Genomic DNA, 15,728 nt, shown 5'->3' with positions numbered 1-15,728 from the left:
CTGGCTTGCCTGCCCCCACCCAAAGCAGATTGCGCACAGGGCTAGGCCGAGGCCAATACCAGGTGCATGTGACGCTTGAGGATTTCAAGCATCTCGTCACCCGTCAAAGGCTCTGCGCCGCCCAACAGGCCCTGATATTCCATCCGACTGATGATAGCCGTCAACACCTTGGCATCCTGCTGTGGCTCACGGGAACCCAATACCTGGAAAAACTGCCCGGTGCCCTGCAACAGGATCTGTTGGTGGGAGCGTACCAGTTCGGCCAGGCGCGGGTTGAGCAGGGCCTCCTGGCGAAAAGCCTGCTCGGCCATCAGGTATTCGCGGCGGTTGGTCAATTGACGCAGCACATAGTCGGCGGTCAGGCGCGCGATATCATCGGCCAGTTGCGAGCGCGACTCCGGGCTGCCATCGCCATAGGCGACCATCTCGCGCAACAGGCCTTCGTTGCGCACCCACAGCTTGCCCATGAAAGCGGCGCTGCGCTCCACGTATTGGGCGAAGGTGTCGGTGAGCAGGTCGTCGATGTCTTTGAAGTAATAGGTGGTGGCCGACAGCGGCACCCCCGCCTCTGCCGCCACTGCCCGATGACGTACGGCCCGCACGCCATCGCGCACGACGATACGCATGGCCGCATCGAGAATGTCTTGCCGGCGCTGCTCGCTGCCCCGCCGACTGGCCTTGCGGCCCTGGTACTGAACACTTTCAGCCACGGCAGCAGCAATGCCGGCGGCACCTTCTTGAGCCATTATGCGGTTCACCACACTTCTTCCTTTAGAGGTGACGCGGAGCGTCACAGAGTGCACTCCCACGCGGAGCGTGGGAACGATCAATGACGAGCACCACTTGAACAGGCCACATAAAAAAGCCGCCTTATAAAAGGCGGCTTCGGATTTCGCTACGGTTACGCTTGTGGCCGCATGTGCGGGAACAGGATCACGTCGCGGATCGACGGCGAGTTGGTCAACAACATCACCAGACGGTCAATGCCGATACCTTCACCGGCAGTCGGCGGCATGCCGTACTCCAGGGCCCGAACGAAGTCGGCATCGTAGTGCATGGCTTCGTCGTCACCGGCGTCCTTGTCGGCCACCTGGGCCATGAAGCGCTCGGCCTGGTCTTCCGCATCGTTAAGCTCGGAATAGGCGTTGGCGATTTCGCGGCCACCGATGAACAGCTCGAAACGGTCGGTGACGTTCGGGTTGTCGTCGTTGCGACGGGCCAGCGGCGACACTTCGAACGGGTATTGGGTAATGAAGTGCGGCTGTTCCAGCTTGTGCTCCACCAATTCTTCGAAAATCATCACCTGCAGCTTGCCCAGGCCTTCGAAGCCCAGCACCTTGGCGCCGGCTTTCTTGGCAATGGCACGGGCCTTGTCGATGTCGTTGAGGTCGTCAGCGGTCAGCTCGGGGTTGTACTTGAGGATCGAGTCGAACACCGACAGGCGCACGAATGGCTCGCCGAAGTGGAACACCTTGTCGCCGTACGGCACGTCAGTGCTGCCCAGCACCAGCTGTGCCAGCTCGCGGAACAGCTCTTCGGTCAGGTCCATGTTGTCTTCGTAGTCGGCGTAGGCCTGGTAGAACTCCAACATGGTGAATTCAGGGTTGTGACGGGTCGAGACGCCTTCGTTACGGAAGTTGCGGTTGATCTCGAACACCTTTTCAAAGCCGCCAACAACAAGCCGCTTGAGGTACAGCTCAGGCGCAATGCGCAGGAACATTTCCATGTCCAGCGCGTTGTGGTGGGTCTCGAACGGCTTGGCTGCGGCACCACCCGGGATGGTCTGCAGCATCGGGGTTTCCACTTCCAGGAAGTCACGCTGCATCAGGAAGCTGCGGATGTGAGCAATGACTTGCGAGCGTACGCGGAAGGTCTGGCGCACGTCTTCGTTGACGATCAGGTCAACGTAGCGCTGGCGATAGCGCTGTTCGGTGTCGGTCAGGCCGTGGTGCTTGTCTGGCAGCGGGCGCAGGGACTTGGTCAGCAGGCGTACATTGGTCATCTCGACGTACAGGTCGCCCTTGCCGGAACGGGCCAGGGTGCCTTCGGCGGCGATGATGTCGCCCATGTCCCAGGTTTTCACCGAGGCCAGGGTTTCTTCGGACAGGGTCTTGCGGTTGACGTAGACCTGGATGCGACCGGTCATGTCCTGGATCACCATGAACGAGCCACGGTTGAGCATGATGCGACCTGCCACCTTGACCGGGATCGCAGCCTCAGCCAGTTCTTCCTTGGTCTTGTCCGCGTATTGCTTCTGCAAGGCATCGCAGTAGTTGTCGCGACGGAAGTCGTTGGGGAAGGCGTTACCCTTGGCGCGCTCGGCAGCAAGCTTTTCCTTGCGCAGGGCGATCAGGGAGTTTTCTTCCTGTTGCAGTGCTTGCGGGTCGAGTTGTTGGTCGCTCATGTCTTTAAATATTCCATCAGGTTCGTTGCCCCCAGCCTTCGGCGGGGGATCGCGGGCAAGCCCGCTCCCACAGAGGGTATTAGAGGCCGGATTTCAGGCTGGCTTCCAGGTATTCGTCGATATCGCCGTCGAGTACCTTGTCGCAGTCGCTGCGTTCGATGTTAGTGCGCAGATCCTTGATCCGCGAGGCATCGAGCACGTACGAACGGATCTGGTGACCCCAGCCGATATCCGACTTGGTGTCTTCCAGCGCCTGGGAAGCGGCGTTGCGCTTCTGCATTTCCTGCTCGTACAACTTGGCCCGCAGCATTTTCATGGCGGTGTCCTTGTTGGCGTGCTGGGAACGTTCGTTCTGGCAACTGACCACGGTGTTGGTCGGTACGTGGGTGATACGTACGGCCGAGTCAGTGGTGTTTACGTGCTGACCACCGGCGCCGGAGGAACGGTAGGTGTCGATCCGCAGGTCGGCCGGGTTGATCTCGATTTCCACTTTGTCGTCGATCTCTGGCGAGACGAACACCGCAGAGAATGAGGTGTGGCGACGGTTGCCGGAGTCGAACGGGCTCTTGCGCACCAGGCGGTGCACGCCGATCTCGGTGCGCAGCCAGCCAAAGGCGTATTCGCCCTTGATGTGTACTGTCGCACCCTTGATACCGGCCACTTCACCGGCGGACAGTTCCATGATGGTCGCGTCGAAACCGCGCTTGTCGGCCCAGCGCAGGTACATGCGCAGCAGGATGTTGGCCCAGTCCTGGGCTTCGGTGCCACCGGAACCGGCCTGGATATCCAGGTAGGCGTTGTTCGGGTCCATTTCGTGGCTGAACATGCGGCGGAATTCAAGCTTGGCGAGGTTTTCCTCGAGACGGGCCAGCTCGGCGACAACATCGCCCACTGCGCCTTCGTCGTTTTCTTCGACGGCCATGTCCAGCAGGTCGCGGCAATCACCCAGGCCGGTGTTCAGTTCGTCGAGGGTATCGACAATCTGTGCCAGCGCAGCGCGCTCGCGCCCCAGTTCCTGGGCGTATTCAGGTTTGTTCCAGACACTCGGATCTTCAAGCTCGCGATTGACCTCGGTCAGACGCTCATGCTTTTGATCGTAGTCAAAGATACCCCCGAATAGTTTCGGAGCGCTCGGACAGGTCCTTGATGGTGTTAAGGATCGGGTTGATTTCCATGGCGGGCAGCACTCGTTGGCGAACTTTTGAAAGCCGGCGAGTATAACGGCAAACGGCTGGAAACGGCAGCCCGCTTGGTCGATTCTGCCAAGACAGCGCTTGCCTCTCGTCACGCTTGCTTCGGTGACGGATACGCGACCATCAGAGCATTTCCTATAGATTGACGATGCCGCGCGTTAGAAAACCCGACCTACTACTCGCTAAAACCAGACCGTTCATCTGTTTATACAAATAATTTGAAAATCCAAATCAGAGCCTGCCTAAAAGACCACAAACCAACCCACTCCAATAAAAACAAACAATTAGGTTTCTAGCCAAATCATCCCAAGACTCAAGTGATAAACATACAAGAATATAAATACATCAGTTTCAGAACCGTCTTACAAAGCCTCCTACACACATAAAATCAAATCAAAACGCCATCAGTTTTTTCTTTCTTCCCTCTCAAATAAGTTCGATCAAAGCGCCTGAGTTTTTTTCTTCAGGACGCACAAACTCTAACGATCACTCTCATAAAAATGGAGAGGCCCTATGGCACAACAAGGGTGGCAGCCAGGACAACCTTTAGAACTCAAGCCGACGATAATTACCGCAGGGAGACGAAACACTTATTGGGGTGGTGAAGGCGGAGGCTACGTAGGAAGTGGAGATGGCTGGGGCCTTCAAGAAGGGCCACGTCGAGGTGAAGGAGACCGTAGCCGCTTCAAGCAGTTTGACTTCCCTAGCACCACCGCCGATTTCATTGGAGAGCAAAAGTACAATCAATCCTTGATTGACGCGGAGTACAGCGCACGGTTCGCAACGCTCACTACTGAAACTGAACGCGAACTCGCAGAGAAACAGCAAGCCGCGAAAGCTTCACAGCCGCTTACAGAAACAGCCTCAGCCGTTCTCGATCAAAAAATCACACTTGAAATCATCGGCGCGAAAAAAACCAAATACGCCAGTACTGCGCCACTCATCTATGGGCTCTATGATCAAAGCCCTTTTTACCTGATGGAAAACTTAACTTATACAAAGCTACGTGAAACGCTTGCCTCTTCTGACCCGATAAAAAATCTGGGCGATGCCTACACACTTTACGACAACGTCTGGAGGGCCGCACAAGAACTCAAGGCTCTCTCGCTCTCCATAGACATTCTGACTAAAAAACTTTCAGGGTTGGCAAAGGCCCGGCAAACGCTGGAGGCCAATTTAGCCGAACATGATCCTGGCTGGGCAAATTTACACAATGAGTATCTGAAGGTCATTGCAGATGAGTTGGAAATTCAAGTGCAGTTGCTGCCGGAATATTTGCAGGTGGAACTCGCCTCTCTTGCCGGTTCGGTCGTTGGATTGACACCCGGCCAGACCCTCATGCTTTACAAAAACACGCTGGACAAAATGATCGAAGAAACGATGGCAGCGATCAAACCTATTGACCCACCGTTAGCCATAAACCGGAACGGGTTGATGATTTACTATCCCGCAGCCAACCCACGGGTTACACCGCCACTGAGCAAACCCGAGCTTGAGGGACTCAAACAGCTTATTTATCTACAGCAGAATACCGCTCTTGGGGTGAGATGGCTCAGCCATCATGACTTTGTGCTGAAGTCAGAGTCCGCGCGGTTTCTTGCCAACGCCTCCAATGCAATCAGCGACCTCGCAGAACGTGCGCAGCAGGTAGCAACGGCCCAAGCGCGTATTGAAGCGGTAAGAGTAGCCAATACCTATCGACTGTCGGGCACTGCTGCTGCGACTCAAGCGATAGTCATGACCTCAGTCGGAACTATCGCTACAGCAGAGGGGGTTACCGTCACGCTGCGAGCCGCTATTGGGGCAGCAGTGGCCGCATTGACGGAATTGGCCGCCAGTACCGCGAGTGGCTTGATGGTCGGTGTTTCAGCGCTGATCTATTCTCCCAAACTCGCGAACGGAGAACTTCCAGAGCGTTATGCGCTTGGCACACCGATCTCAACCTTGGTACCAGGCCTCGACGAGTCGACGATAAGTTCGGCAGTCAACGGCACAATCGACCTGCCGGTTCGAATGAGTTCGAGGACGGCCGCAGATGGGCGGTCAGAAGTTTTTGTGGTCAACACCGATGGTGCAAGCGTGCCTTCCAGGGTCAAAGTGGTTACTGCGACCTATGATCCTGGGCAGAAGGTATACACCGTCACGACAAGTGACATTCCACCAAGAACGTTGATTTGGACACCTATTTCCGCTCCTGGAGATAGCTCAACAACGCTGCCACCGGCCCCGCCTGAAACGCCCGTCTATGCAGGCGCCGACACAATTCCAGTCGAGGGTAGGGTTGACAGTTTTCCAGCCGTTGTTGAAGCTGGATTTGACGACTTCATCATCGTTTTCCCGGTCGATTCTGGCCTGCCTCCAATCTATGTCATGTTCAGGGATCGGCGTGAAGATCCCGGAATCGTGACAGGCAATGGGCAATCTATAACCGGCTCTTGGCTGGGAGCGGCCTCCCAGGGTGAAGGAGTCCCTATACCATCGCAAATTGCCGCAAAACTGAGAGGTCAAGAATTTAAAAACTTCAAGGCATTTCGTGAAGCCTTCTGGAAAACGGTTGCTAGCGACTCGGAACTGGCTAGTCAGTTAAACCGTCAAAACCTAAGAAGAATACTAAACGGCAAGGCGCCCTATACTAGCGAACTAGAACATGCTGGAAAATCTAGTAAATTCGAACTTCACCATAAAATATTCATTTCCCAAGGGGGAGAAATTTTCGACATCGACAATATCCACATAGTCACTCCAAAACTTCATAAGCGTATTCACGGCAAAGGTAATTAAGATGAAAACCTCAATTTCCGAGTACACAGAAAGCGAATTTTTAAAATTTGTAATTTCTCTTTGTGATGCGAGTGCTCGCTCTGAGGAAGAAGATGACGAAATGCTATTAGAATTCAAGCGACTTACGGAGCATCCTGATGGGTCAGACCTCGTCTATTATCCAAGAAAGGGTAGAGAAGACAGTCCAGAAGGCATTGTAAAAGAGGTCAAAGAGTGGCGCGCGAATAATGGCAAGCCTGGATTCAGAATAGAATAACGCCGTCCTGCCCCCTGCCATCGGCTCTACAACGATGGCAGATTTCTTAGCTCAAAAACTTTCATATGTAATCAATTCGGATGAGTACGAAACTCAGGAGTGCAAGGGGGAAGTCCCCCTCGCACATTGAAGTTGGCCTCTAATTACTCGATACCAACCTGATTACGCCCATTGTTCTTGGCCGTGTACAACCCCTTGTCCGCCGCCATGATCAACTGCCGACAGTCCGTACCCTGAGCCGGCGTCAACGTCGACAGCCCGATACTGATGGTCAGGCTGGCACCTTCAGCCGGGGCGATGTGCGGGATTTTCAACGCCGCCACCGCCATGCGCAGTTTTTCCGCGACCAGGCGTGCGCCGCCCGGCGAGGTGTTGGGCAGGACCAGTGCGAACTCTTCGCCACCGTAGCGCGCCGGCAAGTCCGAAGGGCGGCTGCTGGCATCGCGAATGGTGGCTGCGACTTTGCGCAAGGCTTCGTCGCCCTCGACGTGGCCGAAGCTGTCGTTGTAGGTCTTGAAGAAGTCCACATCGATCATCAGCAACGAGAGTTGGGTCTGGTCGCGCATGGCGCGGCGCCATTCCAGCTCCAGGTATTCGTCGAAGTGACGGCGGTTGGACAGCCCGGTCAGGCCGTCGGAGTTCATCAGGCGTTGCAGCACCAGGTTGGTGTCCAGCAACTGTTGCTGGCTGACCCGCAACGCGCGGTAGGCCGCGTCGCGCTGCAACAGGGTCATGTAGGAGCGCGAGTGATAGCGGATGCGTGCTACCAGTTCGATGTTGTCCGGCAGCTTGACCAGGTAATCATTGGCCCCGGCCGCAAAGGCCGCGCTTTTGATCAGTGGGTCCTCTTTGGTGGACAGCACGATGATCGGGATATTCGCGGTGGCCGGGTGATTGCGGTACTCACGCACCAGGGTCAGGCCGTCCAGGCCCGGCATCACCAGGTCTTGCAGGATCACCGTGGGCTTGATGCGGATCGCCTGGGCAATCGCCTGGTGCGGGTCGGCGCAAAAGTGGAAGTCGATGTTCTCTTCATGGGCCAGGCCACGCCGCACGGCTTCACCGATCATGGCCTGGTCGTCGACCAGCAGCACCATGGCGGCGTTTTCGTCGGTCTTGAAGTCGTCGAGCTGTAAATCATTCATGTGCAATCACCTGAATTACTACCTGCAAGCCAGCACGGCGGGAGATTTTTGTTCATTTTGCAAAGACCTCCAGCAATCGGGGCGCAATTCTATCCAGTGGGCGAATTTCAACAGCAGCATCAATCGCCGCCGCCGCTTTGGGCATGCCATACACCGCCGAGCTCTGCTGGTCCTGGGCGATGGTCAAATATCCTTGTTCACGCATCAGCTTGAGGCCCTGGGCGCCGTCGCGCCCCATGCCGGTGAGCAAGACGCCAACGGCGTCACCGTTCCAGTAACTGGCGACGCTTTCGAAAAACACGTCGATGGAGGGCCGGTAAATCTCGTTCACCGGCTCTGCGGTATAGGCTAACGTGCCATTTTTCAACAAGCGAATATGGTGGTTGGTTCCGGCCAGCAATACCACGCCGGGTTGAGGCGGCTCGCCCTCACAGGCCAGGCGCACCGGCAGGCCGGAAGCGCTGCTCAGCCACTCGGCCATGCCGGCGGCGAAGACCTGGTCCACATGCTGTACCAGCACGATGGCGGCGGGAAAATCCCGGGGCAAACCCTTGAGCAGAACTTCCAGTGCCGCCGGCCCACCAGCCGAAGAACCAATGGCCACCAGCCGTTGACGCTTGCCGGTGACCCGCTGCGGCGGGGTTTCGGCACGCACCCGCGTGCCGCGCTGGCCGATCAGCCAACCAATATTGAGGATCTTGCGCAGCAGGGGCGCGGCCGCATCCTTAGGGTTGCCAACGCCCAGTGCCGGGGTGTCCACCACATCCAGGGCGCCGTGGCCCATGGCTTCGAATACGCGGCTGACGTTGGCCTGGCGGTCGACAGTGACGATCACAATCGGGCAAGGCGTGTCGGCCATGATCTGCCGGGTGGCCTCCACCCCATCCATCACCGGCATGATCAGGTCCATCAGGATCAGGTCCGGGGTCAGCTCGGCGCAACGCTGTACCGCTTCCAGGCCATTGCTGGCCACCCATACCACCTCGTGGGCGGGCTCGTAACTCAGGGCGCGGCGCAAGGCCTCCACCGCCAGGGGCATGTCATTGACGATCGCAATCCTCATGCCCGGGCGCCTCCAATCAGTTCAACCACGGCGTCGAGCAAGGCGTCGTCATGGAAACTGGCTTTGGCTAGATAATAGTCGGCCCCGGCGTCGAGGCCACGGCGGCGGTCTTCTTCACGATCCTTGTAGGAAACCACCATCACCGGCAACGATTGCAGGCGACTGTCACGGCGCAAAAGTGTGACCAATTCAATACCGTCCATGCGAGGCATATCAATATCAGTGATAAGCAGGTCGAAGTCCTCGGAGCGCAATGCGTTCCAGCCATCCATGCCATCGACCGCAACAGCGACTTCATAACCACGATTGAGTAATAATTTGCGTTGCAGCTCGCGCACCGTCAGTGAGTCGTCCACCACCAGCACACGCTTGCGCGGCGCTTCGGTGGCCTGCTGGCTGCGCCGGGCAATGCGCTCCAGGCGACCGGTGTTGAGCAATTTATCCACCGAACGCAGCATGTCTTCGACATCGACGATCAACACCACCGAGCCGTCATCGAGCAAGGCCCCGGCGGAAATGTCCTGGACTTTCCCCAGACGATCATCCAGCGGCAACACCACCAGGGTGCGCTCGCCGATAAAACGCTCCACGGCAATCCCGTATACGGCATCGCGCTCGCGGATCACCACCACCTTCAAGGTATCTGACGGGTTCTGCCCCGGCGGGCGCTGCAGCAACTGGCTGGCGGCAACCAGGCCGACGTGCCGGCCCTCATGCCAGAAATGCTGGCGGCCTTCCAACTGCACGATGTCGTCGGGCGCCAGGTCGCACATGCGTTCGATATGCGCCAGGGGAAAGGCATAGGCTTCTTCGCCGACTTCCACCACCAGGCTGCGCACCACCGACAGGGTCAACGGCACCTCAAGATGGAAGCGGCTGCCCTGCCCCGCCGTCTGCTCCAGCACCACCGCGCCGCGCAGTTGACGAACCATATGTTGCACCGCGTCCAGGCCGACCCCGCGCCCGGACACTTCGGTGACTTTGTCGCGCAGGCTGAACCCTGGCAAGAAGAGGAACGTGAGCAGTTCCTCTTCACTCAGACGCAGGGCCGTTTCAACCGGCGACAGATGGCGGTCGACGATGGTGCCGCGCAGGCGCTCGAGGTCGACACCGTTGCCGTCATCGCTCAATTCCAGCACCAACAACCCGGCCTGATGGGACGCACGCAGGCGAATCAAGCCTTCCGCCGGCTTGCCCGCCAGCACGCGTTGCTCAGGGGGTTCGATGCCGTGATCGACCGCATTGCGTAATAGATGGGTGAGCGGCGCTTCGAGTTTTTCCAGCACGTCCCGGTCGACCTGGGTCTTTTCGCCCTCAATCTCCAGGCGCACTTGCTTGCCCAGGCTGCGACCTAAGTCACGCACCATGCGCACCTGCCCGGCCAGCACATCGGCAAACGGCCGCATGCGGCAGGCCAATGCGGTGTCGTAGAGCACCTGGGCGCGCTGGCCGGCCTGCCAGCCGAACTCATCCAGCTCGGCGTTTTTTTCCGCCAGCAGGGCCTGGGCTTCACTCAGCAGGCGACGGGTATCGGCCAGGGCCTCCTGGGCTTCCAGGTTCAGATCCAGCGACTTGAGCTGGCCGTCCAGGGCATCCAGCGCACGCAAGCTGTTACTTTGAATGCGCTTGAGGCGTTGCAGGCTGGCCAGGTACGGCTTGAGCCGCTGGGTTTCCACCAGGGATTTGCTGGACAAGTCCAACAGACTGTTCAAGCGCTCAGCCGTCACCCGCAGCACACGCTCGCCGCCTTCGGTCATGCGCTTGTTCTGGCGCGGCGCGTCACTGCCGAGCGGTGGCGCAGGCTCCAGCTCGGGCTCCAGCAGCAGCGCGTCAACCCGCGGCGCGGGGATGGGCTCGGGTTTTGGCGCGGGCGTCGCAATCGGCTGCGAGGGATCGAGCAAGCGCTCCATCAGCGCTACGTACGCCTCGATATCCGCCGGCCCCACATCGTTGCCCGGGGTGGCGATACGCATCAGCAGATCAGTGCCTTGCAGTAATGCGTCGATATGTTCAGGTTGCAGATACAGACGGCCTTCCTGGGCGCTGACCAGGCAATCTTCCATGACGTGGGCCACGCTGACGCCGGCATCCACACCGACAATCCGCGCCGCCCCTTTAAGTGAATGCGCGGCGCGCATGCAGGCTTCGAGCTGGTCGGCCTGGGTCGGGTTGCGTTCCAGCGCCAGCAGGCCCGCGCTCAACACTTGGGTCTGCGCATCAGCCTCCAGGCTGAACAGTTCCAACAGCGAGGCATCGCGCATCTGGTCGGGGGTCATGCGAGGCTCCGGGTCACGGCGGACAACAATTGCGCTTCGTCCAGCCAACGCAGGCTGCGGCCTTTCCACTGCAACACGCCTTGGGTGTAGCGTGCGCTGGCCTGGGTGCCGGACACCGATGCGGCCTTCAAGGTGCGCTCATCGATGGCATGGATACCGTCTACTTCATCCACCGGCACCACGACCGGGCCGTCCTGGGCAGCGATGATCAGCATGCGCGGCATGATCCGCCCGCCGCTGGAGCCGGCACTGGTGCTGTCCAGGCCCAACAGTTCCACCAGTGAGAGGCACGCCACCAGCGCCCCGCGTACGTTGGCCACGCCCAGCAGCGCTCGGGAACGCTGGTGCGGCAGCGAGTGGATCGGCTGCAACGGCGCCACTTCCACCAGGCAACGGGTGGCGATACCGAGCCATTCTTCGCCGAGGCGGAACATCAACAGCGAACGGGTGACCACCTCGTTATCCGCTTCGGCAGTTGCCTGCGCGTGATGGTCGTCCTGTTGCAGTGCGTAGCGGTCGAGCAGGCGTGTGGCGGCGGCGGAATACACCGAGCAATTGCGGCAGTGGATATGCTCGGCCAACAACGGGCAGGACTTGTCGCCATGAATACCGATGCGGTTCCAACAGTCGTCAATGGCTTGGGTATCGGTCAGCGTCAGGTCCAGGCCTGCGGTGTCGAGCGCGCCAGGACTACTCATCGTTTGGACTCACTGTCAGCTCGCTCGCTACGGGCGGCGCGTGCCTGAAGACGGCGCGCGCCGGCACTGTCACCCTGGGACTCGAGCAACGCGGCCAGGTGCATCAGGGCCTGGGGATGCTGCGGTTCCAGATACAGGGCTTTTCGGTAATACCCTTGGGCCTCCAGGGCACTGCCAGCCACATCGCTGAGCAGCCCCAACCAGTAAAACACCTGGGCGGCCGGCGGGTGACTGCTCAAATACCGTTCGCAGGCCGCTCGGGCCTCGGCACTTTTGCCCTCGTTGGCCAGGGTTGCGATCTGGCTGAGCAAATCCCCGGCATCGGTAGTCACCACTTTGACCGGTGGCACGTTGGGGCTGACGGTGCTGAACGGCCGCGGCTTGAGCGGTATCGGCACCGCCCTGCGCTGCGGTAGCGGCGCGGGCGTCGGTTTGACCACAGGTGCAACCGGCGGGGCCGGTTCTACATGCCGACTGAAGGCAAAGGACTGCGGCACACCGATGGAGCGCATGCCGTGACGCCCCAGCAGGCTGCCCTCGGCCGGGCCGATAAACAGCACACCGTCTACGTGAGTCAATGCCTTGAGCACATCAAAGACCTGTTTCTGGGTCGGCTGGTCGAAGTAGATCAGCAAGTTGCGGCAGAACACAAAATCGTAGGTTGGCTCATTCGCCAGCAGTGCCGGGTCCAGCAAGTTGCCGACTTGCAGGCGCACTTGTTCGCGCACCCGGTCGGCGATGCGGTAATTACCTGCGTCTTCAGTGAAGTGACGGTCACGAAACTCAAGGTCGGCGCCGCGAAACGAGTTCTTGCCGTACACGCCCCGCCGCGCGCGCTCCACCGACAGCGGGCTGACATCCATGCCCTGCACTTTGAACTGGTGGGGCGCCAACCCCGCATCGAGCAAGGCCATGGCAATCGAATAGGGTTCTTCGCCGGTCGAACACGGCAGGCTGAGAATACGCAGGGCGCGCATCTGGTTGATCTCGGCCAAGCGTGCCTGGGCCAGGCGAGCCAGGGTTGCAAAGGATTCGGGATAGCGGAAAAACCAGGTCTCGGGGACGATCACCGCTTCGATCAGCGCCTGCTGCTCGTCATGGGAGGTTTGCAGGTGTTGCCAGTAAGCCTCCGCCGACTGCGACTGGGACGACTGGCAGCGCTGGCGCACCGCGCGTTCGATAATCGCCTCGCCCACCGAAGCGACGTCCAGGCCGATGCGTTCTTTCAAAAACGCGAAAAACCGCGGGTCATTGCTCATAGGCTCAACTCGGCGGAAAACAGCAAGGCGCGCACTGGCGCGGTCAACAGATCCGCAACGCCAATCCACTGCATCAAGCCCTGGGCATCTTCACGCACCGGCCCCAGGTACGGCGCCTGCCGGTTGTCCAGGCCATAGGGCTGGAATTCGGCGGGGTCGCAACGCAGGGTGTCGGTGGCCTGTTCCAAAATCAGCCCCAGCCAACGCGCCTCACTCCAGGGCTGCGGCTGGTAATTGACCAGCACCAGGCGCGTGCTGGTACGCGCCTGGGCCGAAGTGCCGAACGTCAGGGCGCTCAAGTCGATGACCGGCACCAGCACCCCACGATGGGCGAAGATACCCGCCACCCACAAGGGCGCTTGGGCGATAGGTTTGAGCGCCAGGCGCGGCAGCACCTCGGCCACTTCCGTAGCCTTGAGGGCAAAGCGTTCGTTGCCGATGCGAAACACCAGAAACAACGCCTTTTTCGCTGCCGGGACGGCACCGCGTTTAGCCGCGAGTTCGCTCATCAGACTTTGAAACGCGAGACGCCGCTGCGCAGACCGACCGCAACCTGGCTCAGTTCATCAATGGCAAAGCTGGCCTGGCGCAGGGATTCGACGGTCTGGCTGCTGGCATCGCCCAATTGCACCAGCGCGTGGTTGATCTGCTCGGCACCGGTGGCCTGGGCCTGCATGCCTTCGTTGACCATCAGCACCCGCGGCGCCAGGGCCTGTACCTGATGGATGATCTGCGACAGTTGCTCGCCCACTTGCTGCACCTCAGACATGCCGCGGCGCACCTCCTCGGAGAATTTGTCCATGCCCATCACCCCTGCCGACACCGCCGACTGGATCTCACGCACCATCTGCTCAATGTCGTAGGTCGCCACAGCGGTCTGGTCGGCCAGGCGGCGCACTTCGGTGGCAACCACGGCAAAGCCGCGCCCGTACTCACCGGCTTTCTCAGCCTCGATCGCAGCATTGAGGGACAACAGGTTGGTCTGGTCGGCCACCTTGACGATGGTGACTACCACCTGGTTGATGTTGCCGGCCTTCTCATTGAGGATCGCCAGCTTGGCGTTGACCAGGTCGGCGGCGCCCATCACCGAGTGCATGGTTTCTTCCATGCGGGCCAGGCCCTGCTGGCCAGAACCGGCAGCCACCGAGGCCTGGTCGGCGGCGGTAGACACCTCGGTCATGGTGCGGACCAAGTCCTTGGACGTGGCGGCAATTTCGCGGGAAGTGGCGCCGATTTCTGTGGTCGTGGCCGCTGTTTCGGTAGCGGTCGCCTGTTGCTGCTTGGAGGTCGCGGCAATTTCGGTGACCGAGGTAGTGACCTGTACCGATGAACGCTGCGCCTGGGACACCAGAGCAGTCAGCTCGGTCATCATGTCGTTGAAGCCGGTTTCAACCGCGTTGAATTCATCCTTGCGCTCCAGATTCAGGCGCTTGCTCAGGTCGCCGGTGCGCATGACTTCGAGGATTTGAACGATGCGCTGCATCGGCGCCATGATCGCGCGCATCAGCAACAGGCCACACAGCGCGGCGGCGAGAATCGCCAGCAACAGCGAGACGCCCATGCTGATCTTCGCGGCCGCTACCGCATCATCGATGGCGGCGGTGGCGTTGTCGGCGACCTGCTTGTTTTCGTTGATAATGTCATTGAGCTTCATGCGGCCTGCGGTCCAGGCGGGGGTCAGTTGCTCGTTGAACAACCTCAGTGCTTCGGCGGCGTTATTGCTCTGATGGGCCGCCAAGACCTGGGCGAGAATCTGGTTGTAGCTCTGGTGCAGTTTTTCGAAGGCATCGAATTCGGTGCGATCCTGGGTGATATTGATCGTCCCTGCGTAGCTGGCCATATGTTGCTCAAGCCGAGCCTCGAAAGACTTGTAGTCCTGTTTGTCGGTTTCGGAAATGCCCTGGTTCTCGTGGATCCCGACCAACTCCTGGGTCTGCAGGTAGCTGTCGACCCAGGCGCTACGAATCATGGAGCTGAAAAACACCCCGGGCACCGCATCGTCCCGCACTGAGTTTTCGCTGATTTCGATTTTCAGCAGGCGCGAATACGAGACCACGACCATCAGCAGCATGATCGCGATAATTACCGCAAAGCTCGCCAAAATCCTTTGGCGCAGGGTCCAGTTCTTCACAGTAATTCCTCGCAGGGCCATTCAAATGGAGGGGAGTATAGCTGAGCGGCTGCGCGCTTTTATCAAGGCTTTTGATGTGCAGTGCACAGAATGCAGATGTGCTCGCGTTGGCCACAGCTATCTACACAATTTTGGTACGGCGCTGGACCTGTGGCGAGGGAGCTTGCTCCCGTGACGGCCTGACAGCCGACGCCTACCCACCTGCCCCCCCACGATCTGAATGTGGGAGCTGACTTGCCTGCGATGGCGGCCTGACAGTCAACACAGCTGGATTGTGTACATATCCATTCCTGCGGCAATGGCCGCTTAGGGTTCCGCCCTGACGGCGGCTCACTTTTGAAAAGCGCAAAAGTAAGCAAAACGCTCTTGCCCCACCACTCGGCACCTCGCCCAGGCTCGGTGTGCCCGTAATCCGCCAGTGATTTGGGGGGCCGCCGCCACGCGCCATCCATGGCGCGGGGCGGCTAAACCGGCATCCCTGCCGGTTTACCCCCCAAATCCCTGTCGAATTCCGGCCAGCGT

Annotated in this window: 12 protein-coding genes; 2 read left to right on the top strand and 10 right to left on the bottom strand. The window is 59.4% G+C overall.

Annotated elements, in window-relative coordinates:
- Nucleotides 1-41: 41 nt before the first annotated feature.
- The 3 genes from JFT58_RS07600 to prfB form a co-directional block, all read right to left on the bottom strand.
- Nucleotides 42-758 (bottom strand): TetR/AcrR family transcriptional regulator, encoded by a 717-nt coding sequence (locus JFT58_RS07600; protein WP_169918944.1) that lies wholly within the window; start codon nucleotides 756-758, stop codon nucleotides 42-44.
- 143 nt (nucleotides 759-901) lie between these two features.
- On the bottom strand, nucleotides 902-2,404 hold the full coding sequence (gene lysS / locus JFT58_RS07595) for a lysine--tRNA ligase (protein WP_003189082.1): 1,503 nt from the start codon (nucleotides 2,402-2,404) through the stop codon (nucleotides 902-904).
- 79 nt (nucleotides 2,405-2,483) lie between these two features.
- A protein-coding gene (gene prfB, locus JFT58_RS07590) for a peptide chain release factor 2 (protein ID WP_096001736.1) occupies nucleotides 2,484-3,579 on the bottom strand; the annotation gives its coding sequence in 2 pieces (ribosomal slippage) (nucleotides 2,484-3,506 and nucleotides 3,508-3,579; 1,095 coding nt in all).
- Nucleotides 3,580-4,110: 531 nt separating this feature from the next.
- Here prfB and JFT58_RS07585 point away from each other — a divergent pair.
- Both JFT58_RS07585 and JFT58_RS07580 read left to right on the top strand, forming a co-directional pair.
- The gene (locus JFT58_RS07585) at nucleotides 4,111-6,378 is read left to right on the top strand and encodes an S-type pyocin domain-containing protein (RefSeq protein WP_054897113.1); all 2,268 of its coding nucleotides are present in this window, start codon (nucleotides 4,111-4,113) and stop codon (nucleotides 6,376-6,378) included.
- Between the two features lies 1 nt (nucleotide 6,379).
- On the top strand, nucleotides 6,380-6,634 hold the full coding sequence (locus tag JFT58_RS07580) for a bacteriocin immunity protein (RefSeq protein WP_054897112.1): 255 nt from the start codon (nucleotides 6,380-6,382) through the stop codon (nucleotides 6,632-6,634).
- A gap of 143 nt (nucleotides 6,635-6,777) precedes the next feature.
- Here JFT58_RS07580 and JFT58_RS07575 read toward each other — a convergent pair whose 3' ends face one another.
- The 7 genes from JFT58_RS07575 to JFT58_RS07545 are packed head-to-tail and all read right to left on the bottom strand — an operon-like array spanning nucleotide 6,778 to nucleotide 15,206.
- Nucleotides 6,778-7,779 (bottom strand): response regulator, encoded by a 1,002-nt coding sequence (locus JFT58_RS07575; RefSeq protein WP_054897111.1) that lies wholly within the window; start codon nucleotides 7,777-7,779, stop codon nucleotides 6,778-6,780.
- A gap of 52 nt (nucleotides 7,780-7,831) precedes the next feature.
- On the bottom strand, nucleotides 7,832-8,842 hold the full coding sequence (locus JFT58_RS07570) for a chemotaxis response regulator protein-glutamate methylesterase (RefSeq protein ID WP_034126508.1): 1,011 nt from the start codon (nucleotides 8,840-8,842) through the stop codon (nucleotides 7,832-7,834).
- On the bottom strand, nucleotides 8,839-11,118 hold the full coding sequence (locus JFT58_RS07565; protein WP_054897110.1) for a hybrid sensor histidine kinase/response regulator: 2,280 nt from the start codon (nucleotides 11,116-11,118) through the stop codon (nucleotides 8,839-8,841). The genes JFT58_RS07570 and JFT58_RS07565 overlap by 4 nt, the downstream gene beginning before the upstream one ends.
- Nucleotides 11,115-11,816, bottom strand: a complete 702-nt coding sequence (locus JFT58_RS07560; RefSeq protein WP_054897109.1) for a chemotaxis protein CheW — start codon at nucleotides 11,814-11,816, stop codon at nucleotides 11,115-11,117. Before JFT58_RS07560 ends, JFT58_RS07565 begins: the two co-directional genes overlap by 4 nt.
- Nucleotides 11,813-13,075 carry a CheR family methyltransferase gene (locus JFT58_RS07555; RefSeq protein WP_054897108.1) on the bottom strand — a complete coding sequence of 421 codons (1,263 nt, stop codon included), beginning with the start codon at nucleotides 13,073-13,075 and terminating at the stop codon, nucleotides 11,813-11,815. The genes JFT58_RS07560 and JFT58_RS07555 overlap by 4 nt, the downstream gene beginning before the upstream one ends.
- Nucleotides 13,072-13,584: a chemotaxis protein CheW gene (locus tag JFT58_RS07550; RefSeq protein WP_034126504.1), complete on the bottom strand. Its 513-nt coding sequence runs from the start codon at nucleotides 13,582-13,584 to the stop codon at nucleotides 13,072-13,074. Before JFT58_RS07550 ends, JFT58_RS07555 begins: the two co-directional genes overlap by 4 nt.
- Nucleotides 13,584-15,206, bottom strand: coding sequence for a methyl-accepting chemotaxis protein (locus JFT58_RS07545; protein WP_014717193.1), 1,623 nt, complete (start codon nucleotides 15,204-15,206; stop codon nucleotides 13,584-13,586). Before JFT58_RS07545 ends, JFT58_RS07550 begins: the two co-directional genes overlap by 1 nt.
- Nucleotides 15,207-15,728: the final 522 nt, after the last annotated feature.

The organism is Pseudomonas sp. MF6767 (assembly GCF_016405475.1).
GTDB lineage: Bacteria > Pseudomonadota > Gammaproteobacteria > Pseudomonadales > Pseudomonadaceae > Aquipseudomonas > Aquipseudomonas paracarnis.
This window is presented reverse-complemented; position numbering and strand designations above follow the sequence as displayed.

Excerpts from the sequence above, each read along its gene's own strand:
- lysS (WP_003189082.1), bottom strand. The coding sequence starts at position 2,404 with ATGAGCGACCAACAACTCGACCCGCAAGCACTGCAACAGGAAGAAAAC.
- JFT58_RS07585 (WP_054897113.1), top strand. The coding sequence starts at position 4,111 with ATGGCACAACAAGGGTGGCAGCCAGGACAACCTTTAGAACTCAAGCCG.
- JFT58_RS07580 (WP_054897112.1), top strand. The coding sequence starts at position 6,380 with ATGAAAACCTCAATTTCCGAGTACACAGAAAGCGAATTTTTAAAATTT.
- JFT58_RS07575 (WP_054897111.1), bottom strand. The coding sequence starts at position 7,779 with ATGAATGATTTACAGCTCGACGACTTCAAGACCGACGAAAACGCCGCC.
- JFT58_RS07570 (WP_034126508.1), bottom strand. The coding sequence starts at position 8,842 with ATGAGGATTGCGATCGTCAATGACATGCCCCTGGCGGTGGAGGCCTTG.
- JFT58_RS07565 (WP_054897110.1), bottom strand. The coding sequence starts at position 11,118 with ATGACCCCCGACCAGATGCGCGATGCCTCGCTGTTGGAACTGTTCAGC.
- JFT58_RS07560 (WP_054897109.1), bottom strand. The coding sequence starts at position 11,816 with ATGAGTAGTCCTGGCGCGCTCGACACCGCAGGCCTGGACCTGACGCTG.
- JFT58_RS07555 (WP_054897108.1), bottom strand. The coding sequence starts at position 13,075 with ATGAGCAATGACCCGCGGTTTTTCGCGTTTTTGAAAGAACGCATCGGC.
- JFT58_RS07550 (WP_034126504.1), bottom strand. The coding sequence starts at position 13,584 with ATGAGCGAACTCGCGGCTAAACGCGGTGCCGTCCCGGCAGCGAAAAAG.